The sequence below is a fragment of the Vibrio eleionomae genome (assembly GCF_009874545.1).
In the GTDB taxonomy this organism is placed as follows: Bacteria; Pseudomonadota; Gammaproteobacteria; order Enterobacterales; family Vibrionaceae; genus Vibrio; species Vibrio nitrifigilis.
Genome location: NZ_WEKT01000008.1, coordinates 1 through 24,617 on the forward strand (window position 1 = coordinate 1; position 24,617 = coordinate 24,617).

The window sequence follows — 24,617 nt, forward strand, 5'->3', positions numbered from 1 at the left end:
ATTTAAATTTGATTAAAGGTGAAATGTTATATTTTTCGAGATAAAAATTTGTTATTTTATCGAGGTAATGTAATAGATATTTATAATTAATATTCTAAATTATTCACATCTATAATTTACGTGGTGTTTTTCTCTAATTGCTGGATATATCTAACTTTTTTATGATATCTTTAGTGCCGATATGATAAGTAATTAAACTAAATATATGTAATAGAGCACCGGCAAGATAACATATTACCGATGCCCATACTTTAAAGTAATAAACGATGTAAGTATAAGGGGTATTATGAAAAGAATTAAAAACCTGCGCGATTATATTTCCCAATTAAACGAACTTGGCGATATTGTCGAAATTTCGCGGGAAGTAGATGCGTATCTGGAAATGGCGGCTATTACACGTCGTAGTTATGATCTTTGTTCGCCAGCCCCAATTTTCAATAATATTAAGGGTAAGTTGCCTGGCTTAAGAGCTATGGGGGCTCCTGCATCACTGAGTTCTTTACCAGAGTATCCTGCCGCTCGTGTTGCTCTGTCTGTTGGTTTAGATCACACCGCGAGTTGGAGTGACATCGTTAAGAGTCTTGCCCAGTCTAAACATAATGAACCAGTGAAACCGATAATTTTAGATACAGCACCATGCAAAGAAAATATTCTCCATGGGGATGATGCCAATTTGGATAAATTCCCAATTCCATTTCTACATCAAGAAGATGGTGGCGAATATTCCAATACTTGGGGCACAATTGTTGCGCGTACCCCAGATGGTAAATGGACCAACTGGTCGATTGCTCGTATCCAAAAATTGGACGGCAAACACATGACCGGACTGATTCTGATGCCACAGCATATTGCGATGGTGTGGAACGAATGGCGCAAAATTGGTAAGCCAATGCCTTACGCTTTGGTTCAAGGGTGTGAGCCTGCTTTACCAATTGTCTCTTCTATGCCACTTGGTGATTGGGTTGATGAAGCCGATTACCTTGGCGGCCACTTTGGTGAAGCCATTGAAACGGTTCGTTGTGAAACCATTGATCTAGAAGTGTCAGCCAGCTCTGAGTTGGTGATTGAAGGCCACATTTCTATTGAAGAGAGAGCCGAAGAGGGGCCATTTGGTGAATATGCTGGCTATGCAGTTAAAGGCACCAGCATGCAACCTATTTACACTGTAGAGTGTATTACTTACCGCGATGATGCCATTTGGCCATTCATTCCAGAAGGCCGTCCAGTAGACGAGTTTCATACTGCGGTAGGTGTGGCTATGAGCGCTGAAATCCTAGACAGCTTAAATCAATCAGGTTTACCTGTCACAATGGCATGGTCTCCATTAGAAACTGCTGTGCACTGGTTATTGGTAACGGTTGATGAAGATTGGCGCGAAAAACTGCCAGGTGTTAGCAGTGAAGAATTGACCAAACGTATTGGTGAAAAAATTTGGGATACTAAATACGGTCCAAACTGTCCAATGATCTACGTTCTAGATAACGATATTGACCCAACAGATTACAAAGATGTGTTGTGGGCATTAGCCACTCGTGTTCACCCAACGCGTCATCGTGTGGAAAGTTTTGGTGAAATTCTACCATTACTGAACTGTTACGATCCTGAAGAGTGTCATGACCACAACGCAACTCGCGTTGTTCATGACTGTCTACAACCGGCTGCTGGCGAAGGCCGTTTAAATCACAGTTCGTTCGCTGGCGCATACCCAGAAGAGCTGCAACAAAAAGTGATCGATAACTGGGAGTAAGTTTTTTAATCATCCCTAACATTATGATTAATTTGTTTTACTAACATTAAGGACAGGCACGGTTAGCGTGTCTGTCCTTTTTATTTATCAGGGACACACGTTTAAACAGATGTGTGTCCTTGTTGAAGAAAGTGGGTTGATTGTCGGACATTATGAGAATAAAAAAGCGGCGTTACCGCCGCTTTTGATTAGTTTACATTCGAGCTACCCTGTTAAAGGGAGTGTATAAAACGGACTAGGGAGCGTGAATGTGCCCCGAATCTCACCAGTTTTTCCTGTTTACGCGTTAACATCTGCGGTTGATATTCTGCAATCAATCGCGCTAAATGGTAATAAGAAACCCAGCAAGCTACGATCCAATCTGGACGCCAAGACCACTTTCTTAAAGTGACGCGTTCAAAATCGACCAAGCCCAGCTGTCCCTCTTTATCAATCACAATATCGCGTATTGGCATTGAATGGCGAGCGACGCCAGCGGCTAAAGTGTCTTTTACAATTTTCGCCAACGCTTGAATGTTTGCAGGGGTTAATGTTTCTGCAGACACTCCAGGTAAACGTGACATTTTTAGGGTGAACTGAGCATCATCAGCGCCATACAACTCTGGTGTGCCATTGACACCCTTAAGTCGTGTTAGCGACTCTTTTTCCAGTTTGTAACGACGAGCTGAGCTCGATTTATGGGGCTTAAAAAGCTTTGTTACTGTTGTTTTACCGACGTTTAAAAGCATTTTGTTAGTTTCATATACCCCATCAATCACCCTTTTATTGATAGGGGAGCGTTTTATATTTTTTATAGTCATGATTGACCCTTTCACAAAACTCCTAAAAGCCTAGGAGAATGAACCAGTGATAAATACCAATTGAATCAATTGATAAAAGGGCTGATGTCATTATGACATTTTGGGAGCGTTAGAAGTGGACACCAGCAGAATAGACAACATTACACAGCTAAGTGACGAATTGATTGAGCGATAATTGGGAGGCTCAAGCAATCTTTTATTATGTGCTCTCACAAAATGTAACGATATGTTACAACTTTTTTTACTAAAAATACAATTAAGGTCTAGGAGTTTTTAATTTGGCGTACAAAAGTAGCTATATTGCTCCCAAAGAGACGATAAGTTGCCAATTTAATTGTCAGTAAATGTCAATGTGAAAGATGGGGTTTTGTGATTTATTGGTGTGGTGCTTGGATCTGGCAGGATAAAAAGTCGGTTGCGTTTTATATAACCTAGAGAAAAGTACACCGCTCTAGTAATAATAAAAAGCCCCAATCAAGGGGCCTTAGTTTCACAATATCACACAACAGTAGTCGATTATGATTGTGTTGCTGGTGTCTGTTTCACTTTGTAATCGAATGAAGGAATATCAACTTCCACACGACGGTTTTGTTTACGGCCAGCTAAGGTAGCGTTGGATGCAATTGGATTACTTTCGCCTTTACCTTTGACTGTCAATTTATCTGCCTGAACGCCTCCTTCAATTAAGAAGTTAGCAACTGCTTGAGCGCGTTTTTCAGACAATTGCTGGTTGTATTTTTCTGAACCCGTTGAATCGGTATAACCCGTTATGGTTGCTTCTGCATTTGGATATTGACGTAACGTCTCTAACAGTGGTGTGAATGCTTCTTTGCCTTTTTCTGTCAGTTCAGCACTTTCAAGAGCGAATAGGCTTTGGTCGCTTTCGGTGCCATGTTGTTTGATTACCCAGCGCGGTTTTGGCGCAGGCTGAGGTGCTGGCTCAGCTTTAGCAATCGGCTCAGGTTTAGGTTGTGGAGCTGGTTGAGGGGCGGGTGCTGGTTCTGATTGACCAAATTTATAGCTGAGGCCTACGCTGACTAAGTTCGTGTCCATATCGTGAAATACGTCGTCAGACATGTCCTGGTAGCGTTGGTAAGAAACACGCGCATCCCATTGCTTAGTCAGATGATATTCAGCACCTACCGCCGCTGTTGGTACGGTGTCATTATCATCTCCAAATTGCATGTATGCCGCACCTACTTTGGCAAAAACATCCACTTTAGGATTAATGTTATAGGTAAATTTAGGCGCTAAAGAGATAGCAGATAAATTGTGATTGCTACGGCTTAATGATCCATTATCCATGTAATTGACGTCATGGTTGCCGAGCCAATCAGCGCCAAGTTCTACCCCGAACCAATCGTTGGCTTGATAGCCTAAAAATAGGCCAGCTGCACCATCATCATCGTCACAGCCACTAGGTTGATAGCAAGCATCATCAAGGAATGAATATCCCGCACGGCCACCGACGTACACATCTGCAAATGCGCTTTGAGCCATCAGTGCACTGCCCACTAGACCAGCGATAAGCGTAAGGGTGATATTTTTTTTCATCTGAATACCTTTCTCTTGTTAATAAGCACATGTTGAGTGATTTGTGCTGTGTCCATTACTCACCGAATACACGGTATTTAGAACGGTGTTTTTTTATGTTTCGTATTTAGTATTGGTTGAAGTTCATGAAGAAATGTCATTTCTATGCAATGATTTGCTTAGGATTCTAAGAGTTCTGTTAGAGATTTTTAGGGGGCTATTTAACCAATAGTGACTTAATAGTGGCACTGCATTTTATGATGAGTATTGATGTAATAAGGGCTCTTACCATACGCTAACCGAAATAATTTCCGTATGCGCTAAGTTATTGAGTGAACGCTAAGTTATGGCCGCGTGATGATAACGTCGACGAGATGAGAGAGGAAATAGTGAATAACCTGACGCTGATTGGTGTAAATACATTTTCATTCTTATGGTCAGAGAAACGTTGGTAACCTCATTTTTGGGCTCAACGTCTCACCATTGATGGTGTTCAACTCTATCAATCTGTTGTGTTCCAGCCCAAAATTCACAGGTAACAAATTCAACAGTCAGATTGATACGTTGTCTGCGATAGGCAACGCGTTAGGTGTATAAGGGTTAATAATGGCATTTGATTATGGATCGATAGATCTTGGAATAAAAAATCCTTTTAAAACAGAAGGTCTCATCAATACAATCGGTGGTGCAGTCGGGGCTTGCGTGGGCATCTATATGCTGATTGATGCCGCATCCTCAGTTAAAACAGAAGTCTTCGCAGGCTGGATATTAGCGTTGTTCGGTTTAGGCGTTCTTACCAGTGGTATTATTACCTTAGCGAAAGGCATTATCGCCATGTTACGCTACTTTGTTGGACGTAATCACCCAACATCGTTAGCTCGGAACTTAAGTGATTCACAGTCGCAAACAGCGCAACAAGAATCAGCGTATGTTGCGTATAGCAATGCAGAACTACCCGAAATGTTGATGGGGCGGAAAAACATTACGTTCACTGAGCCTCAAGGCATCGTCGCCCGACTGTTACATAGCTTTTTCCCCCGGTTAACTTACATGCCGTATATGGTGCGTAATCTTGCTCAATACCTTTTTGCCGCTTGGGTAAAAACCGCGCTTATTTTTATTGTTTATGCGTTGGTCGCTTTTGTGACGTTGGCTGGGTTTGCTGGTGAAGTCGGTGCTTATATTTTCCCTGTCTATTCGATAGTGGTGGTGATTCACTTATTGGTAACTTGGTATCAAGCTAGTCGCTACATTGGAGTGCAGCGCAATGTGGAAAAAACCGCAGAGACATTAGCGGTCAAAGATATCGCTAAAACAATTGCTGGGGCAATTTTAATTCCAACCGTGATTGGCTTTGGTCTGCAAATGACATTTGACATGCTGGATATATCACTTCATCAAGTACAGCAATTTATCAGTGAGTGGCCCAGTATTCACCCTTATTGGTTTATGATCAGCATCGTTATTGCTGGGGCAATAGTAAGTGGGGTAGGTGCGGTATTGTTGAAAGCTCGGTTAAGCTATGGCGAGCCCGTTGTTGAAGTGTCAGAGTTACGAGAAAACTGGCAGGAATCGGTACATCCCAACGAAGTATTTATCAACCTTGATAATTTGGTCATGGCCAATCGCCGTTATAAAGAAGTGCCTAACCGTGTATATCAAATGTTGGAACCTAATTTAAATGAGCAAGTTGATGGCAAAGGATCATTCCGTGGCGAGATGACACAAGAAGTTCAACCTCAGATTAAAGAAATGGATCTTGGACACGGGTTTAATTTAATACGATTAAACGCAGTCATTGTTGGGCGTGTATTATTTGTTATCGGTGCTCTACTTAGCTTATGGTTAGCCAATAGTGTGGTGAATGCCTACTTAGATGCGAAATCTCTGGGGAGTGGACATTCATTAATGCAAACCTTCACCTTACTAGGTCAACATCATGCTGCAATTATTATTGACGTATTATTGGCAGCGCTATTGGTGAGAACTTTTGGGTTGATACTATCAAAAACAGGGCATCTGTTTTACGCAGAAATGTTGTTTGAAAGTAACCTCATTTATATCAAAGTAGAGGGGACGTTCACCGAGTCTAAAATTTCGACAGGGGCTGGAATCAATGATTCAACCCGCTCTGAAAATGTATTAGTTCGTTCTAGCATTACTCCATGGGTGATTGTTTCAAAGGTTATTTCGAGTACTTTTGCCTCAACTGGAATGAAAAATCTGGAATATCCGCGCTATATTCTTGAGATGCATAAAAATGAGCCAGAGCTAAACGGTATCAAGCAAGATATGGTGAGTTTTTTGAAAGATCGCGAATCTATCGCTTCAATAACCAGTGAACGTGATTTACGTAATGCGTCACAAATTCATGATATCAACCAGCAATCTCGATCGACTCATGATGGAGCTCAACAAAGTTTAGATAATGCTGCAGGGTACATTAGACAGCAAGATAATCCTGACCAAGAAAACTTATAAACGCCCACATTAACGCAATCCGCCTTCGGGCGGATTGTTGGTTTGAGTTAGCAATTTCTTGAACCAACTCGCGGTGTGCTAAATCGCGGTCATGATTATGAACTATGCTTTAGTTACTATGATGTTTGGGTTATGGGTTAGCTAGGCATATGTCACGCAGAAATCAGACTTATACCAATGAAGAAGTACCAATAGAAGATCACGAACAACTGGTATCTACTACCGATTTACGAGGTGTCATTACCTATTGTAATGATACCTTTTGCCGTGTAGCTGGTTACACAAGAGAAGAGTTGCTTAATCATAACCATAATATTGTTCGTCATAAAGATATGCCTAAAGCAGCGTTTGCGGATATGTGGGCGCATCTAAAAAAAGGGCATCCGTGGCGAGGAATTGTAAAAAATCGCACCAAAAATGGTGGTTTTTACTGGGTTGATGCCTATGTCACACCGATTTATGAGCATAGTGAAATCTGTGGTTATCAATCGGTGCGAGTGAAAGCACAGCGTAGTTGGGTAAATAAGGCAACGAAAGCGTATCGAGATTTATGTGCTATCGAAGAAGGGAAGTACCATTTCTCAATGCGTTTGAATGCGGCAGTTCGGTATGCGCTGTTACTCACTGCGCTCATTGTTCCACTCGTCGCTAATTTAATATTAGGCACTGACACGATTCACTGGATTTTGAGTTTACTTCCTATTGCATCCATTGCGCTGTTTTTTCGCCATGAGTTGGTGGATACGCCAAAGCAGCTACTACGTTTACGTGGTCAATACGATAGTATCAGCCGCTTAATTTATTCTGGCGATGATCCTTTTTCTTACGCGGATTACCATTTAAAAATGGCGTCTGCAAAAATTCGCACTGTGCTTGGGCGTTTTGTGGATTCAGCCAAGCCACTCTATTCGTTATCAGAAGATTTAAATAATACCGCGAAGGAAGTGAATGCAGCCTTAAAACAGCAGACCAATGATATTCAGAGAGTCACAGCTGCAATTAGCGATGTTGAAGCGGCCGCGGATACGGTTTCTCACTCTACGGATGATGCTTACACCCTGATTGAAGAGGTTAATCGGGAGTGCCAACATACGCAAACGAGTATCGAGAAAACGCATCACAATCTCGAAAGTCTTGCTGCCCAAGCGGGTAAAGCGACACAAACAACAGAAAAGCTCAATGGGCAAGCTCACGAGGTAAGCACGTTAATGAGTGAAATTGGTGGTATTGCCGAGCAGACCAATTTACTCGCGTTAAATGCCGCCATTGAAGCCGCAAGGGCAGGTGAGCAAGGACGAGGTTTCGCTGTCGTTGCCGATGAAGTGCGAGCCTTATCAAGTCGCACTCAAAAGGCAACTCAACAAATTGAGCACAGTATTACCGTTATGCTGAAAACGATTGATGATTGGCGCGAAGATATTGTTGCCAGCCGGGATCAAACGGAAGCTTGCAGTGCTGATGCATTAGAAAGTGAGCAGCGCCTTAAACAAGTGTCAAAGCTCCTCGTTAATTTGCATGACAAGATTGAAAGCATGGCGAATTCTGCTCAATCCCAACATACGTTGACCAGTGAACTTAAACAGCATATCCATTCTATCGCTGCGACGGCAGAGCAAAATCTGGTGGCAACGTCGTCGGTGCATGAATCCAGTCAGGTGATGCGGGGTAAGGTTGATGAGTTTCGTAAACTTGCCGAGCGGTTTGAAGAGAAGTAATGCATGAATGGGTATATATAAAAAGCCAGTCTTCACAGACTGGCTTTACTTGTTCTTGCTAGGTTAAAAGGGGCGCAGAATATTACTGCTTAACCCAAGCTTCTCGGTCAATATCAAGATCTTTAAAGTCGTCTGGGTTAAAGACAGGCTCTTCAATTCCTTGTTTTAACTGTTTACGATAATCTTGTAGCAGACGCATTGCTGTTGGGAACAACATGATCAGTGCAAGCAAGTTAATGATCGCCAATACACCCATCAATGGATCTGAGAAGAAGAATACATCGGTCGCTGAAGGTGCAACTGCGCCAATAAACACGAGTGCAACCACTGCCCAACGAAGCACGTGAACAGGCAATTTCTTCTGAGTCATTGATGTTAATGCGTTTTCACCTAAGTAATAGTTGTAAACTACTGAGCTGAAAGAAAACAGCAAGATAGCAAACGTCAGGTAATACTGTGTCCAACCACCTAAGTGCGACACGAGTGATTGCTGAGTTAATACAACGCCGTCAATCCCTTGTGCACCCGGTACATATACATCACCAAGTAAGATGATGAATGCGGTACACGAACATACCACCATAGTATCAATGAATACAGAAAGTGATTGTGCAATACCTTGGCTCACTGGGTGAGGTACATCGGCTGTTGCTGCAACGTTAGGTGCTGAGCCAAGACCTGCCTCATTTGAGAACAGACCACGACGTAGACCTTGTGCAATCGCTGCACCCATACCACCACTTACTGCTGTTTTAATGCCAAATGCATTTTCAAAAATTTCAGTAAGAACATGTGGAATATGCGTAATATTCATAAGAATAGTGATAATAGCGATAGCAACATACGCGACAGCCATGATCGGTACGATCACATCAGCCGTTTTGGCGATACGCTTGATGCCACCATAAATGATAAAGGCGACAACGATGGCTAGGAAAATACCAGTATAGATGCGATCAATGCCTAAACTGTCTTGAGCGGCACCAGCAACGGTATTACCTTGGAACGCGTTAAAGCCAAGAGCAAAAGATGCGATAAGACATACAGAGTATGCGGTTGCTAACCAACGGTAGTTTTTACCTAAACCGTGAACAATGGCACGCGATGCGCCACCACGGAACTCGTTACCGTCTTTGCGTTTATATAATTGCGCTAGGGTACATTCAACCAAACTGGTTGCCATACCGACCAAAGCAATCGCCCACATCCAGAATACGGCACCAGGGCCACCTAGAGTGATTGCGACTGCAACACCAGCGATGTTACCACCACCAACACGACCGCCAATTGAAAGCAACAGTGCTTCACGGCCAGAAATGGTGTCTTTATTGCCTGTCTGAGCGGGTTTTTTCAAAACGCTGAACATGCGTTTAAAAAAGCGGAATTGGACAAAGTCCGTCACGATAGTGAAGAACACGCCAAAAATTACTAGGAACGGGATCAGTGACGTGCCCCAGGTAAGGTCACCAATTAACCCAAAAAAGGATTGTAAAAATTCCATCTGCTCTCCTTGAAGTCGTTTTACATCCTGTTTGCGAGAAGAGACGTTAATAGTATTTTTAATGGTAATTAGCGGATAAAGAATTACCTGTCATCTTCTGATTTTATCTCCATCATTAGAGATAAACTGCAATCCTGCGCAAACAGGCAGCGAATCATACTTAACTATCGTGTAATTTTAAACGTTTATTTTTAATCAATTTTGAATATAAATGATTAAATAGTTGGAATTTATTCAATGAATTGAATAATTGATGAATAACTAATGAGAACAACTTATTGTTATTGTGGTTTAAATAGTAAGCAAAGTGGTTAGGTGAATTGAGGGGCGATAAAGTCAATTTTATATAAATAACAGTGAGTTGAAATACTAGAGTATTAAGGAATATTAATAAATATCCACCGGTATTTTGTTGAGAATGGTTATCATATTCAATATGCTATGTTTAGATTAAGTGGTGAGAGTGCCACCAATAGCAGAGTTGATAATTCGTCTGTGCAGTCCTCTATCGGCACAAAATAAAGACAAAAGGAACACCAATGAGTATTGAGTCAAAGGTTGCGGAAGCTCTAGAGGAGAATCCTCGAGCGTTACCCTCTGATATCGCAAAACAGCTGCAGGTGAGCGAAAAAGAAGTGGTCGCCGCTTTTCCTGCCGAGATGGCAAGGTTGATAGACGGTTGCCATGCTGAGCAAATATTGACGACGATTGCTGATTGGCAAACCAGTGTCACGGTCATTGTTCATTCTGGTGGTTCAATATTTGAAATAAAAGCGCCTTTACCCAAAGGCAGTTTTGCTCGGGGTTACTTTAATTTAATGGGCGAAGCGGGACAGCTACATGGTCATCTATTATTAGATAACGTGGCCCATATCGCGTTGGTGAGTAAAGCATTCATGGGCAAAGAGAGCCATTATTTTGGTTTTTTTGATCCGCAAGGTGACAGTATTTTTAAAATTTACTTAGGGCGTGATGAGAATAGACAACTTATTCCTGCACAAGTAGAAGCTTTTCAAAAACTTAAAAATAATACTAATTTCTAATTCGGAGAGTCTAGATATGGACCAAAGTGTTAAGCAGCAGCGTTTACAAAATCGCTTAGAGCCAGAAATTGCCGAGTTTCGCCAAACTCGCCGAACACTACAATTAGCCACGGTTGATGAATCGGGCAAGCCTACCGTCAGTTATGCTCCGTTTGTGCATAATGAACTGGGTTATTTCGTGTTTATCTCAGAAATTGCGCAGCATGCTCGCAATGTGAAGAGTAATCCTGCAGTTTCGATGATGATGATTGAAGACGAAAGTGAATCAAAAGAACTGTATGCCAGAAAACGGTTGAGCTTTGACGCCCAAGCTTCTTTTGTTGAACGCGATAGTGAACTTTGGACTCGAGTACTCGCTCAACTTGCAGAACGTTTCGGTGACATTGTTAGCACATTAAGCAAAATGAGCGATTTCAAACTTTATCAACTGACACCGGAGCAAGGTCTCTACGTTAAAGGGTTTGGTAAAGCTTACCAAGTCTCTAACGAAGACTTGGTGGATTTTGTGCATCTAGATGAAGGGCACCAAGCGATGTCGCCAATTCCGGAATTGGATGCACTGCAAAACGCGTAAGGGCGATCAGTTTTATCTTGTAACATCTATTCATTGAAAGGAGCGCATGCTCCTTTTGATTTTTCTTTCCCGCTTCATTCTGCTTCTGCATTGATACTCATTAAATATTAACGAATATTAATGATTCGCCACTACGCTTTTTGTTGAGAATGCTTATCATCTTCATCATTGAATTTTCATTATTGAATGGCGTGTGTATTAGCGAATGATTCCTTTCATGGCTTTTGGGCAACGATTAGTAATCCACAAATTGGTAGCGTGTTCTTTAGAACGAATTAAACGCTTTATGTCTTCTCAGTCTGGTTCAGTGATGCCTTTCCCGGTTTTGGTCTTTGCTGGTGCCATTGCTGTGATGGCGTACAGTTTTGATACGACTCGCACCGTGGATAGCATTTCTCAAGTGAAGCGCGCGACTGACGCTGCGGCCATGGCGATCGGTTACAAAGAATTGGCCAACAGTAACAATGATAGTAAGGCAGATCTTCTTATCATAGCGCGCGACTACATTAGCAATAACTTGGGCATGGATAGTTTGCTCCAAGAACAAGTGGATTTGTCTACCGTGCAAATTCAGACGGGGACCACCAGCGATGGTGCCATCACTTATAAAGTGAGTGTCGATGTCAAAGTTGAGGCGGTGCAGCTTGGTGAAGAGTTAGACGATAAAACGATTTCATCGACTGTCGAAGTGATGGCAAGACCCACTGAAATCTCGATGATGTTGCCAAATACCAATTCTGAAAGTGATGCTGATATCGCAGCATTGAAACGATTAGGAAAATCCTTTGCTGATGATTTTATTCAATCTTCTAGCAGTGGCAATTCTTCTGATCAAAAAAGGTGGTTGTCACTCGTTCCTTTCAGCCAGTCTGTCAATGTTTATGACGACAGTGATACTGATCGTATTACTCGTTGGGCAGCGTCAGGCGCATTGAATCCGAGTGAATTACGAAGTTTGTTTCGTACCGGAAAGGTTAATAGTTTAGCCGACGAACGCTTTCCAGATCGCGTAGCGCACTTATTGTGCATGTTTCGCGGCTTGGGGGCCGGGGAGAACTTCTATTGGGATCAATCGCCAGTCGGTCAGTTTGGTATCTATTATCGCCATGATTTACCAGAGAATGGTAGCCCAGGAGCCGATCCTATCTCTTGGGTAGGGACTAACCCTGACGATCCTGGTTCAACCGCAGTAGATACTCGCTGGATCGTTGCTGATAAAGGGTGTCCTAATGCGCCGTTACTTCCTTTAACTAATGATATTGACAAAATCGATGAGCGTTTAGATGAAATGACGTCTCGGTTTAACGTTAACTATGCGATTGCGCTTGGTTGGGCTGCTGCCAGTCTTTCACCCCAGATGCGTGGTAGTAATGGTTGGGGAGATTCTCAATTACCCCTCGATTTTGGCGAAGATAGCCAACGTTACAAAGCCATTATTATGTTGGCCAATACCACAGGGGATTGGTTTGATACGGACAGCTACAACTTTTCTGTCGACGATCAAGTGAACGATGACGTGACTGGGTTCGCTCGCCAACGTTTTATTGATTTATGTCGCAGTATCCGACAGAACAACATTCATGTTTATTTCATCGGTGTGCGTCCGGGGGACCCTACTGAATTTGGTCGCGTTCTTTTCGATAAAGTGGCTGGCCCGGGAATGCTCACTTGTACGGAAGGTACAGACAATATGTATTTTGCTGACGCGAGCAGTTTTTCTGGTGGTGAGTCCCAAATTGAAAGTGCTTTAGAAGATATCGCTCAAGATATACGTCGTAACTATTACGTGCACCTTATTAACTAATATTGACTAGGGAATAATATGAAAGGGTTTTTGACTGACACATCGCTACACGCATTTGCGTTAGAGCCTAGGATTGTATTTGACGCCGATGTCGCTGTGACAAGTTCTGAAGTGGCATCGGCTTCAGATGAATCGACCACCACTGCCGATACAGAAACTACCGCGACAACTGATGAGGCAACGTCTTCCAGTGCGTCAGACGTTGACAACAGTGCACCAGAAATCACCACTGACCAAGATACGATTACTGCTCAATCAACTTCCTCACAAAGCATCTACGACTACAATATTTACGATCATGTGACCTCCAGCATTGATGATCTTGTTGTCTCTTCTGATGGTAATTATGCTTATGCCGTGTCCTACAGTCATTCAATTGTATCGGTATTTGCTATTGCTGATGATGGGTCACTGTCACTTGTGCAAAACCTTCATAATAGCGATCTGTCAGACGTATTAACGGATGGTATCAGTGGTGTCAGTTTAGTTGAATTCTCCAGCGATCAATCTCAAGTCACTATTTATAGCGAAACTAATCAAACATTACTGACTTTTAGTCGAGACTCAGAGACCGGCGAGTTGACCTACACTAGCTCGACAGATCTTTCCGATATTATTGGTACTGCTGCGCTGTCTGATATTCAAGACAATAATGGGTATCTTTATGTGACGGCTGGAGACAGTGTTTATGTCTTAGAAAGTAGTGAAGATAGTTCATCACTCAGCTTGGTGGATACGGAAACGGCAGGAGAAAACGACGTTGAAGGTATCAGCGGGAACAACACGCTAACGTTCTCTGGAGATGGCAGTACCTTATTTGTTAGCAGTAGCACGGGCGATAACCAAGTTGTTAGCATTTTTGCTGTTAACCAAGATGGTTCATTAACGTATTCAGGAGCTGTGACCGGTAGTGAAAAGTATTATGTGAATGCCTTGGTCGCAAGCGACGATGGCAGTGTAGTGTATGCACTGCAAGTGGGTAGCGATGCGACTGAAGTTATTACCCTGTCTCTTAACCAAGAAACGGGTGATTACGAAGTGGTCGATACCGAAACAGTCGCTGATGATACTTCCCAGCTAATTTTAAGTTCGGATGAGTCAACACTGTTTACTTTTGGTACTTCGGTTGTCAGTTATGCAGTAGAAAGCGATGGCTCGCTAGGGACTAGCACCACAATGGATTCGTCGGCAGCCAAAATTAGCAGTGGGGTAACAACGGTTGCTTACGCCGCGGATAGTGATGAAATCATTACCGTTACCGCCGATGCAGTTAGTGTGTATTCCTACAGCACGGCAAGTGTTGATTACACAGAAGGTAATGAGGCCGTAGCCATTGTTCCTTCTGGTGTCATAAGTGATTCAGAATTAGATGCTCTGGACGATTATAACGGCGCGACTATTACCATAAACCGAGATGATACGTCTGATACCAGCGGTGATAGTTATACTTTCTTGGAAGACAATGGTCTTACTCTGGATAATGGACAAATTTATCTCGATGGTAATGCGGTTGCGACATGGACTGCCAGTGAATCAGGCGTTTCTATTACATTTACTGCGGCGGTTTCTCAGGCAACAGCTCAGTCAGTTTTACGCCAGATTGCGTATCAAAATACCAGTGATGACCCAGATGCCGCAGGTTCATCAGTCACATTAGATGTCACGCTTGATGATGGTGATGGCGCTACATCAACGCTTAATATGACGTTAAACCTTACCGATATCAACGATGCTCCCGTGCTTAATGGATCAGGAAAAACGATCGATATGGTTTCTGGGGATGATTATGTGACACTATTTTCTGATGCGAGCATCGATACCGTTGAAGCGGGACAGCAGATATGGAAACTAAGTATCACGGTTGAGGGTGCTGATTCAACGGATACTCTAAATGTAGATGGAAACATCATTACTTTGAACACAACTAGCGGTGCACCTCAAACTGTGAATGGCTTGTATTACCAAGTCATGGAAACGGATGGTGTCTATACCGTGGTTATTTTTGTTTCTGCAGATGCAAGTTCGACGGAATCGCTGATCAACAACATCCATTATCGCACAACCACAGAAGACCGCGTCGGTGATGTATCATTTAGTTTATCTGTCGTTGAAGGTGATGGGACTACTAGCTCAAGCAGCATCGATAGTTTGGTGTCTCTTTCTGCTAGCACAAACGCTAATGAGACAACCGATATCACGGTGAATAATAACAACGTGACTTACACCGAAAATAGTGGCGAGACTACTATTTTATCGGGTACCACGCTCTCTGATACTGAGATGGATGCGCGTAATGGGGGAGAAGGTAACTACTCGGGAGCCATTATTACGGTCACGACAGATAATTCAAGTACTGATGGTCACTTGACGATCGATAGTGACACGACTTACACCTATCAAGAACAACAGATTCTTAAAGATGGTGTGGTTATCGCGACGGTTGAATCGACGGACGATGGGTTAACCATTACTTTTACAGAAGAGTACCAAACCGTTCCAACCACAGATGATGTCAATAATATCCTGAGCTTGATCACCTACACTAACGATTCTGATGCGTTGCCGGACAGTTCTACCGTAACGCTGACAGTCACAGACAGCTTTGGTCATCAGTCGGAAACACATAGCGTTACGATCAATTTTACCAATGAAAATGATGTCCCAGAAGCATCGCTCGGTGAACTGTATGCGACAGGCGTTCTGAGTGCTATTACCTCTTCATCGGATTTAGATCAATTGACTGACCTTACAGATTCAGTCATTAGTGAAGATGGCAAACGGTTATATATTGCAGACAGTTCAGGCAATGTAGCGATTTATTCCGTTGATATTGAAACGGGTGCCTTAACTTATCTTTCCTATACCGCGACTAGCACCGACACCGCAGTGGATTCAGTGCTGACTAATGATGATGGCAGTGATATTTATGTCATCAAATCAGAAGTGGATAGTGATGGTTTTACCTACAGTGAAATCACGGTATACAGCGTGAGTGAAGATGGGACATTTACCGAGGTACAAGTCGTTTCATTAACACAAAGTACGTATGCTGTTTACCAAGCGATGGCTAACTTTACCTTGTCCGATGATGGTGGCTATCTTTTCTTTACATCAAGTTACAGTTTATATGCGTACCAAATTGACAGTGCGAGTGGCGAACTGACGAGCGTTAGCAATTACAGTAGTGCTTGGAGTGAACCTTATATTTATGGTCCAACCGCAATCACAACATCGGGTGATTATCTGTTTGTGACGACGAATTACTATTCCTCCTCGACCTTAATCGCTTATAAGATCACAACAGATGGCCTAGAGTGGGTGAGTTACATCCGTGATGGAAACACAGACAGTAATGGTAATTCGATCTCAATTAACAGTAGTATCATCGATTTAGAATCTTCTGCAGATGGCTCCACTATTTATGCATCCACCAGTTCGGGGATTACGATTTACTCCTTTGATACAGAGAGTGAGAGTTTTTCAGCGAGTTCCAGTCTAGAGTTAAGTGATATTGTTGATACGGCTCTTTATGCTGATGGCAAGATTTTGTATGTCTCAACCAGTGATAGCCAACTCATTCGTTTTAGTATCGATGGTGATGGTTCTCTGACGGTCATCGACAGCACCGCGATCAACGCTAATGATGCAACGTTAAAGGTTACTGACAATGGTGATTTGCTCGTTGGTGATGCAGAGTTTACCTATTATCAAGTAGCGGATTACACCTTAGATGTTGAAGTCGGCGGCAGTACAACCTTAATGCCAATCATCTCTGTATCGGATGCAGATGAAGCATTGACGGATTCTTACCAAAACTTTGTCTTTAGTGTAACAGCATCAAATACGATCTTATCGAGTGACAATATCAGCTTAAATAGTGATTCTGGTTACACGGCTAATGATGGCACAATCAGCTATCAGGGTGAGGAGGTCGCAACCTATGAATACTCTTCTGAAGGCGGTTTTGTATTAACCATCACCGCGGCATTGAGCGAATCTAACGTTAATACGTTACTGCAAAGTGTGCAATATACCGCTGCCGATAACGCAGCGATCGGCGACAGTATTGCGTTTACCATCACCATGAATGATTCATCAGGTGGTGAGACAAGCAATACTTGGACAGTGGATGTGGTTGCTAAAGTAGAAGCTCCAGAGGTTGAGCTGGGCGATTACACGTTAAGTGCAGGACAAACGCACGAAAGTTACAGTGCCACATTACCTGATGATATTGTTACCGACCCCGCGCAATTGGAGTTCACTTGGTCTGTAGATGGCCTGCCAGATGGTTTGTCCTTTGATGCAGATACGCAAACGATAACGGGCAGCCCAACGCTTGTTGGTGATTATATCTTGACCTTTACGGTGACAAACAGTAGCGGTAAATCGACCAGCTTTGAATTGACTTTAGCTGTTGCACTATCAGAGGCGGATGCCACTCCAGAAGTTAAGATTGACGACCCAAGCGTGACGACTCAACCAAGCGAGTCATTCTCCTATCAGTTTTCTGCTAATGCGGTGACTGATCCACAAAATCTGGATTTAACTTGGAGTGCTAGTGGCTTACCTGATGGGGTTACTTTCGATGCGAACACCTTAACCTTATCTGGCGAAACGACGGAAAGTGGGCGCTATGCTGTGACGATCAACGTTGTAAACAGTGCCGGGTTGAGTACCTCATTTACGTTTACTTTAACGGTGGCGACAGAAACGAGTCAACACTCTAGTTCAGACGCAGACCTTGTCGTTTGGCAGCAGCGTGAAGAGCTCAATGACGCTCATAGTGCTGAGCAAAACCGCCCCCGTATCAATGAACATTCTCAGCAACTCACTTCGATGGTTTCCAACAATAGTGAGGTATTAGCAAGTATCGCCAATCAAGTGTCAGATGCCATTGTTTCAGTTGGGCAAACAACCCAATGGTTGCAGGATTTGTACAATGTGACCCAAGATGATTCTTCGTTTATCACCGCAGAAGCTGAGTCTGACCGGATTGAAGATGCAAATAACATCGAGGTCGATCTCTTCTCTCAGCTAGAGGGGCGTTCTGTCATTGCTGTTACTCAAGATAATGGCGCACCACTGCCGGCTGGTGTGTGGATTGATCCTCAAACAGGCGTTATCACCGTGACGCCACAAGCGTTACAACAGCTTGATGGTCATGCAATTACTGTCACTGTTCAAGATGCTCAAGGTCATCGTCATCAGGTCAAAGTCGACATATCCGATGTAAAACATGCTCAAACGGGTATGGGAGCGTCATTAGAACAGCAGGCACAACAGACCAGCCAGCAATCAATACAGCACAACAATCAACTCTGGTTAGCGGAGCTAACTCACGTATAACACTATTTTCTATCAACAAGGTGCATGGCGAACCATGCGCCTCAATAACTTGTTTGTTGCCGTCTTTTAGACGTCAGCCTTAATCGTAGTGGTAACCCTTAGTGAAAAATACAACTCTTAATTTAAAAAAATCCGCATTAAGTCTTACTGTTGCCGCCTTGGTGGGTATCGGTTTATCGGGTTGTTCCTTAACCCCTGAAAGTATTACTGATCAGCAGAAACTCGATCTATTGCAACAAGATCAATTAGCCATGTTTGCTCATCAAGAGCCCATTTCTCATGCAATTACCCTTGAAGAGGCGATGGCTAGAGCAGTGAAATATAATCTGCAACAACGATTAGCTCTGATGAAACATGCGTATGAAAATCAACTGCTTGATACTAAACGTTATGATTTGTTGCCCTCTATCGCAGCGAATGCCGGTTGGAAAACTCGTGATAATAAAGCGGCGTCATCAAGTGAATCGGTATCAACCGGCACGGAGTCATTGGAGGCATCAACCAGCCAAGAAAAGCAGCTAGCAAATGCTGATTTATCAATGAGCTGGAATGTGCTTGATTTCGGAATTGGATATTTTGCCGCTAAAGCGCAAGGTAACAACGTGTTAGCCGCAGAAGAGCAACGACGCGCGGTTGTGTCGGATATTATCCAAAAAGTGCGCAAAGCGTATTGGGCAGCGGCGACCGCACAGCAATTGGAACCCAGCGTGACACAGGCATTAAAACAAGCCCAATTGGCGTTAGCTAAAGCGAAATTGACGGAGAAAGAACGTCTTGTCGCCCCAGTTGATGCGTTAAAATATCAAAAAAGTTTACTGCAAATGATCAGCCAATTGCAGAATCTATCCAGTGAGTTGGTCATGGCAAAAGCGCAGTTAGCTGCGTTGATGAATTTAGCGCCAGGAACAAAGTACCAACTTGCCCCTATTAAACCAGAAACGACTCAGCTACCGAGCGTCGGTTACAGTTTGGATAATCTTGAAAGTTTAGCCATGGTTAACCGTCCGGAAATCAACGAGGAAATTTATAAAGCGCGTAATGCCGTGTTAGAAACCCGTTCGCAATTAACTCACTTGCTACCGGGCGCGTCACTGTTTGTTGGAGGCCATTACGACAGTAATAGCTTTTTGGTTAATCAGCACTGGGCTGATGCCGGGGTGCGGGTTAGCTGGAACTTGATGAATGTGTTCTCATATTCATCGATCAAAGACGCAGGTAAGGCGAAGCAAAGCGTAGCGACTTTACGCCGTCAAGCATTGCGTATGGCGGTGTTGACTCAAGTCAACGTGGCATGGCAACAATATCGCCAATCACAACTGCAATATGCACAAGCGAGCGAATTGCTGCGGTTACAAACTAGTATTGCTAAACAGACGCAAAGTGCTTTCCAAAGCGATATGAAATCTCGTTTAGAACAGATACAAATGCTCACTGAAACGGCGTTAATTACTCGTCATCGTGATCAGCAACTGGCGCAAGCGTACACGGCATATGGGGCGATTTATCAAGCAGCAGGTCTGGATCCATTACCGGCAAAAATTCACGATCGTTCTGTTGATACCTTATCAAAAGCGATTGCGCAGCAGCGCCAAGGATTCATTAAAGGGAAATTAACGGAGCAGCAACAGCAGTGGCTAGCTGAGTTGAATCCATCTGAGGCTGATTCGAAAGTCATCGCTGAAGAGCACGTCGCTGCGAAGCCGACGTTGCCTGAATCTGAATACGGTTCTGCTTTTGAAGCTCTAGGATCTTTAAAAACAGCGATCATTAAAGATTACACGAGCCAACCAACGCAGGAAGCGAAGTAATGGTAGCCCGTCGCCTTTCTTTGGCAGTCGTCATGGCTGCCTCATTATGCAGCTCTTTTATCGTTCAGGCGCAGCCTGAGGTAAGTAGCGAAGGTATTCGCGTTCAGTTAAAACCAGAAGCTCAAATGGTGGTCTCGAGCGAAATTTCAGGGCGCTTAAGTGATTTGCCCTTTAAAGAAGGGGACCGATTTAATAAGGGACAAGAAATCGTCGGTGTGGCATGTGCCATCTATCAGGCGAAATATCGTCATACTGTGGCGGATACCACATTAGCGCAGCAGAAATACCACATTGCGAAACGATTAAATAAATTAGAATCGAATAGCGTATTAGAAGTTGGGCAAGCTCAGGCCGATTTAGATAAAGCACAGGCAGAGCAAGACATTGCTAAAGTGATGGTCGACCGTTGTCATATTAAAGCGCCATTTTCAGGAAGAGTGTCCGAGCGAATGGTCGAACCCGGTGAATTTGTTAGTGAAGGAACAAAATTACTTAACATCTACAGCACCCAAGCCTACGAAGTAGAGATGATTGTGCCATCGCGTTGGGTGAGGCAATTAAACGTTGGCCAAACGTTTCATATTCATTTAGACGAAACCGGCAAAACCTATCCCGCGACCATTACTCGATTAGGCGGCGTGATTGATGCGTTAAGTCAGTCATTTAAAGTCTTTGGTGAAATCAAAAACCGAGATCGGCTATTGCTCATGCCGGGTATGAGTGGCAATGCACAATTGAGCGTAGTAGAAACAAAGGCTGTGCGCGATGAGTCCTAATGTTGAGTCAATTAGCAGTGGCGTTGAAAGTGCACTGCTCACGGTATTACAGTTGCAGCAAAAAGTTCGCGCCGCACGTTCAATCAAGGAGCTGCAATTTATTATCCTTAATCAAACCCACGAACTCGTGACCTATGATCAGGCTATGTTGTGGGATGGGGTAAAGCGAGAAATAGTCGGTGCTTCAGCGGTGATGAGCGTGGATAAACAGGCGCCGTTTGCCCAGTTTATGGTGCGGCAAAGTCAGCAGATTGTGCAAGGTGAGCTGGCCACGACAATACATTGCGTAGATCAGACAAAATGGAGTCAAGATGAACATCGGGAAGCGCGCGACTATTTTTCTGCTCAGTTAATTTGGGTGCCATTACTCGACTCTAATCAAGAGTTGATGGCCGGTTTATGGCTCTCTCGCCCACATGGACTATCGATTCGTGAAAAACGCCTACTCAGTTTTGTCGCGGATAGTTACGGTTATGTGTGGCAAAGTATGAATCGTAACCATGTAAAGCGACTGCCTGCATGGGTTAAAAACCGTCGTGTCGCTGCCGTATTTGCCATAGTTTTGCTCGGTGTAATGGCACTTCCCGTAAGGCAAACTGTATTGGCACCCGCTGAGGTAGTCTCGTCACACACGCTGACTGTGCGAATGCCAATCGACGGATTGATCGATCAGATATTGGTCAAACCTAACAGTGTCGTTAAACCAGGTCAGCCCTTATTTGATCTTGATTCACAACAGCTTAATGACCAGTTAGCGCAAGCTCAGCAACAACTGTCAATTGCCAGTGCCGAATTACGTTTGGCGCGTCAACAATCCTTTTATGATGCCAGCCGTAAAGCGAGCATATCCGTATTAGAAGGAAAGCGGAATTTGGCGCGTTCTCAAGTGGTGTATCTACAAAAGAAAGTCGCGCAAACCACGGTTCTGGCTAAGCAAGGGGGAATTGCTCTGTTTGCCGATCAAGGTGATTGGGTAGGGCGAGCACTGCGTTTAGGTGAACCTGTTATGGATATTGTGGACCCGCAGCAAACCGAAATCGAAGTTCAATTAGCTGTGGAAGATCGTATGGATCTTGCCGTCGGTGATGAAGTCCGCTTGTTCCTTAATAGTCGGCCAACCGATCCCATTCATGCAAAACTGAGAACCGTTGCGTACCGCTCAACATTGCAAAACGATGGTCACTACGCATTTATATTGAAAGCCAGCCTAGTCACACCGGAGCACTCTCCTACGATGGGACTTAAGGGCATTGCAAAAGTATATGGCGAGAAAACATCGGTGTTTTACTATCTATTTCGCCGCCCGCTGGCACATCTTCGCTTGTGGTGGAGTGGGTTATGATGCCACAACCTTCTCTGCAAACTTTGCCGGTGCTGCGCCAAGAATTACGCTTGCACCCTGCGCCTGCTGCTAGCAATGGTTCACCACAGTGGACGTTAGAAGATCCGATCCGTAATCAGTTTTTCCAACTGGGTTGGTTAGAAGCTGAAATGATTGCGCATTGGGTCGAATCTCCCACTGCATTACTAGATAAGATCCGCGCAGGGACAACCTTAAAGCCAAACAGTGAGCAGCTCGCTCAGTTCGTGCGCTTTTTACAGATGAACCAGTTGGTGCAAGCACCCGCAGAACAGATTCACAAGCAATATCAACAGAGTAAACAGGCTGTGACTTGGTATCGTTGGTTGTTTCAACGCCATTTATCCTTTCGTATCCCATTGTGCCGCCCGGATCGTTGGTTAACATCAAGCTTAGCCTTTGTTTTGCCCTTCATGACGCGCACGTTTATGGCGATTAGCTGTTTGGCTGGTGGTTTAGGATTGTGGTTAGCCTCACATCAGTGGCAACAATTCACCAACGGATTTTCTTATCTATTTTCAACATCAGGCATCGTGATTTCAGTCATGACTGTGGTCTGCGTTAAAGTGCTCCACGAATTAGGGCACGCCTTTTGTTGTAAGAAATATGGTGGTCGGGTTGCGACCATGGGCATTAATTTTATTGTCTGTTGGCCGGTGTTATATACCGATGTGACGACAGCTTGGCGCATACCACACAAAAAGCAGCGCATTCTCATCAGTTCAGCCGGGCTGATAACTGAAGCTATAATTGCTGCTTGGGCATTACTGCTATGGAATTTTTGTTCACCGGGATTAGCACAAAGTGTGTTGCTTACATTAGCGACAACGTCTTTTTTGCTTTCATTGTCTGTCAATTTGAGTCCGTTAATGCGGTTTGATGGCTATTTCATCTTTTCCGATTGGTTAGACATGCCCAATTTGCAGCAACGTGCTAATAAAATAGCCCAGTGGAAGATTCGTCAATGGTTATGGGGCTGGCAAGATAATTCTCCAGAACCGTTGTCGGCTAAGCGGCAAAAAATAGTGTTGTGCTACGCATTTGCTATGTGGATTTATCGCATCACAATGTATTTTGGCATTGCGTTAGCGGTTTATCATTTAGCGTTTAAAGCGCTAGGTATCTTATTGTTTATCATTGATATTGCACTCTTTTTATTACTGCCTTGTTATCGTGAAATTCAAATCTGGGTAAAAAATAAATCAAAGATGAAGTTAAACATACAAACCAAACTGACGCTGTGCTTTACTGGGCTGCTCTTGGCGATGTTATTGATTCCTTGGCAGCAAACGGTCAAGGCGCCAGCGGTATGGCTCGCTAAGCAGCAAACACTGTTTGTCGCGCGTAATGCACAGTTATTAAATCAACGCGTTCAGGAAGGCCAAAGGGTGAACAAAGGGGAGATACTGTTTGAATTGTCTTCCCCTGAGTTAGATCAAACCATCGAACAGCTGACTTATCGTAAACAATCTTTAATCAAACAGATTCGGTCGTACCCATTTGATACCAAAGCATCGTCTGAATTGGGCATCGTGAGAGATGAGTTACATGCGGTAAGCCAACAATTGGATCAGCAGGTATTATTAAAACAGCAATTGACCGTTCGAGCCCCATTGTCTGGAAAGCTTGTCGATATTACCCCGCACTTAGCTACTAACGATTGGTTAATGACAGGACAACCATTAGCGACGCTCATCAGTACCGGACACAGTCGCGTTGAAGCGTATATTGATGAGCAGCAGTTAGCGAGAGTTAAGCTTGGATCTAAGGGAAAGTTCATTGCGGAAAACCTGAATCAAGCGCCACTGAGCGTGGAATTGAACACATTAGCTCAAGGGAGAATTGCGGATTTGCAGGCTCATCCGGAGCTCAGTTCGCCCTATCAAGGGAGTATCGCTGCCACCATCAATCGGCAAACACAGGTACCAGAACCCAAACAAGCACTTTATCTTGCAACGTTAGAGAGCGCTCAACAACAAGCGCCTCAATTTCAAATGAGAGGTCAAGTGATCATCGATGGTGACGGTGAAAGTGTGATTGCAAGAGTATGGCAAGCGTTAGTCAAAGTCGTCATTAGAGAATCGGTGATGTAGCGCCTAGCGCCAGAGAAGCATCCATAAAAATATCCC

At 43.7% G+C, this 24,617-nt stretch carries 14 protein-coding genes; 11 read left to right on the plus strand and 3 right to left on the minus strand.

Features of this window, described 5'->3' with window-relative positions:
- Window positions 1–286 precede the first annotated feature (286 nt).
- Complete coding sequence (locus F9817_RS06600; RefSeq protein WP_161154165.1) at window positions 287–1,747, plus strand: UbiD family decarboxylase; 1,461 nt, start codon at window positions 287–289, stop codon at window positions 1,745–1,747.
- A 212-nt stretch (window positions 1,748–1,959) separates the two neighbouring features.
- Here F9817_RS06600 and F9817_RS06605 read toward each other — a convergent pair whose 3' ends face one another.
- Both F9817_RS06605 and F9817_RS06610 read right to left on the minus strand, forming a co-directional pair.
- A complete protein-coding gene (locus F9817_RS06605) occupies window positions 1,960–2,547 on the minus strand; it encodes a protein kinase family protein (protein ID WP_161154166.1) in 588 nt (195 codons plus the stop codon).
- Window positions 2,548–3,063: 516 nt separating this feature from the next.
- A complete protein-coding gene (locus F9817_RS06610) occupies window positions 3,064–4,101 on the minus strand; it encodes an outer membrane beta-barrel protein (RefSeq protein ID WP_161154167.1) in 1,038 nt (345 codons plus the stop codon).
- Between the two features lie 585 nt (window positions 4,102–4,686).
- On the opposite strand from F9817_RS06610, the gene F9817_RS06615 reads away from it, so the two are divergent.
- On the plus strand, window positions 4,687–6,561 hold the full coding sequence (locus tag F9817_RS06615) for a hypothetical protein (protein ID WP_161154168.1): 1,875 nt from the start codon (window positions 4,687–4,689) through the stop codon (window positions 6,559–6,561).
- 149 nt (window positions 6,562–6,710) lie between these two features.
- The gene (locus tag F9817_RS06620; RefSeq protein WP_161154169.1) at window positions 6,711–8,276 is read left to right on the plus strand and encodes a methyl-accepting chemotaxis protein; all 1,566 of its coding nucleotides are present in this window, start codon (window positions 6,711–6,713) and stop codon (window positions 8,274–8,276) included.
- Between the two features lie 82 nt (window positions 8,277–8,358).
- On the opposite strand, the gene F9817_RS06625 is transcribed toward F9817_RS06620, so the two are convergent.
- On the minus strand, window positions 8,359–9,777 hold the full coding sequence (locus F9817_RS06625; protein WP_161154170.1) for an alanine/glycine:cation symporter family protein: 1,419 nt from the start codon (window positions 9,775–9,777) through the stop codon (window positions 8,359–8,361).
- Window positions 9,778–10,316: 539 nt separating this feature from the next.
- Here F9817_RS06625 and hutX point away from each other — a divergent pair.
- The 8 genes from hutX (at window position 10,317) to F9817_RS06665 (ending at window position 24,581) form a co-directional block, all read left to right on the plus strand.
- Complete coding sequence (gene hutX / locus F9817_RS06630) at window positions 10,317–10,820, plus strand: heme utilization cystosolic carrier protein HutX (RefSeq protein ID WP_161154171.1); 504 nt, start codon at window positions 10,317–10,319, stop codon at window positions 10,818–10,820.
- 16 nt (window positions 10,821–10,836) lie between these two features.
- Window positions 10,837–11,394, plus strand: coding sequence for a heme utilization protein HutZ (hutZ, locus tag F9817_RS06635; RefSeq protein WP_161154172.1), 558 nt, complete (start codon window positions 10,837–10,839; stop codon window positions 11,392–11,394).
- A gap of 217 nt (window positions 11,395–11,611) precedes the next feature.
- Complete coding sequence (locus F9817_RS06640) at window positions 11,612–13,198, plus strand: hypothetical protein (RefSeq protein ID WP_202436370.1); 1,587 nt, start codon at window positions 11,612–11,614, stop codon at window positions 13,196–13,198.
- A gap of 18 nt (window positions 13,199–13,216) precedes the next feature.
- Complete coding sequence (locus F9817_RS06645) at window positions 13,217–18,544, plus strand: beta strand repeat-containing protein (protein ID WP_161154173.1); 5,328 nt, start codon at window positions 13,217–13,219, stop codon at window positions 18,542–18,544.
- Window positions 18,545–18,645: 101 nt separating this feature from the next.
- Entirely contained in the window at window positions 18,646–20,352 is a 1,707-nt protein-coding gene (locus tag F9817_RS06650; protein ID WP_202436371.1) for a TolC family protein, read from the plus strand.
- Window positions 20,352–21,128 (plus strand): efflux RND transporter periplasmic adaptor subunit, encoded by a 777-nt coding sequence (locus F9817_RS06655; protein ID WP_161154174.1) that lies wholly within the window; start codon window positions 20,352–20,354, stop codon window positions 21,126–21,128. Before F9817_RS06650 ends, F9817_RS06655 begins: the two co-directional genes overlap by 1 nt.
- Complete coding sequence (locus F9817_RS06660; protein ID WP_161154175.1) at window positions 21,118–22,470, plus strand: efflux RND transporter periplasmic adaptor subunit; 1,353 nt, start codon at window positions 21,118–21,120, stop codon at window positions 22,468–22,470. The genes F9817_RS06655 and F9817_RS06660 overlap by 11 nt, the downstream gene beginning before the upstream one ends.
- Window positions 22,467–24,581, plus strand: coding sequence for an HlyD family efflux transporter periplasmic adaptor subunit (locus F9817_RS06665; RefSeq protein WP_161154176.1), 2,115 nt, complete (start codon window positions 22,467–22,469; stop codon window positions 24,579–24,581). The genes F9817_RS06660 and F9817_RS06665 overlap by 4 nt, the downstream gene beginning before the upstream one ends.
- The last annotated feature ends 36 nt before the right edge of the window (window positions 24,582–24,617 follow it).

Excerpts from the sequence above, each read along its gene's own strand:
- hutZ (WP_161154172.1), top strand. The coding sequence starts at position 10,837 with ATGGACCAAAGTGTTAAGCAGCAGCGTTTACAAAATCGCTTAGAGCCA.
- F9817_RS06645 (WP_161154173.1), top strand. The coding sequence starts at position 13,217 with ATGAAAGGGTTTTTGACTGACACATCGCTACACGCATTTGCGTTAGAG.
- F9817_RS06625 (WP_161154170.1), bottom strand. The coding sequence starts at position 9,777 with ATGGAATTTTTACAATCCTTTTTTGGGTTAATTGGTGACCTTACCTGG.
- F9817_RS06615 (WP_161154168.1), top strand. The coding sequence starts at position 4,687 with ATGGCATTTGATTATGGATCGATAGATCTTGGAATAAAAAATCCTTTT.
- F9817_RS06610 (WP_161154167.1), bottom strand. The coding sequence starts at position 4,101 with ATGAAAAAAAATATCACCCTTACGCTTATCGCTGGTCTAGTGGGCAGT.
- F9817_RS06665 (WP_161154176.1), top strand. The coding sequence starts at position 22,467 with ATGATGCCACAACCTTCTCTGCAAACTTTGCCGGTGCTGCGCCAAGAA.
- F9817_RS06620 (WP_161154169.1), top strand. The coding sequence starts at position 6,711 with ATGTCACGCAGAAATCAGACTTATACCAATGAAGAAGTACCAATAGAA.
- hutX (WP_161154171.1), top strand. The coding sequence starts at position 10,317 with ATGAGTATTGAGTCAAAGGTTGCGGAAGCTCTAGAGGAGAATCCTCGA.
- F9817_RS06660 (WP_161154175.1), top strand. The coding sequence starts at position 21,118 with ATGAGTCCTAATGTTGAGTCAATTAGCAGTGGCGTTGAAAGTGCACTG.
- F9817_RS06640 (WP_202436370.1), top strand. The coding sequence starts at position 11,612 with ATGGCTTTTGGGCAACGATTAGTAATCCACAAATTGGTAGCGTGTTCT.
- F9817_RS06600 (WP_161154165.1), top strand. The coding sequence starts at position 287 with ATGAAAAGAATTAAAAACCTGCGCGATTATATTTCCCAATTAAACGAA.
- F9817_RS06605 (WP_161154166.1), bottom strand. The coding sequence starts at position 2,547 with ATGACTATAAAAAATATAAAACGCTCCCCTATCAATAAAAGGGTGATT.
- F9817_RS06655 (WP_161154174.1), top strand. The coding sequence starts at position 20,352 with ATGGTAGCCCGTCGCCTTTCTTTGGCAGTCGTCATGGCTGCCTCATTA.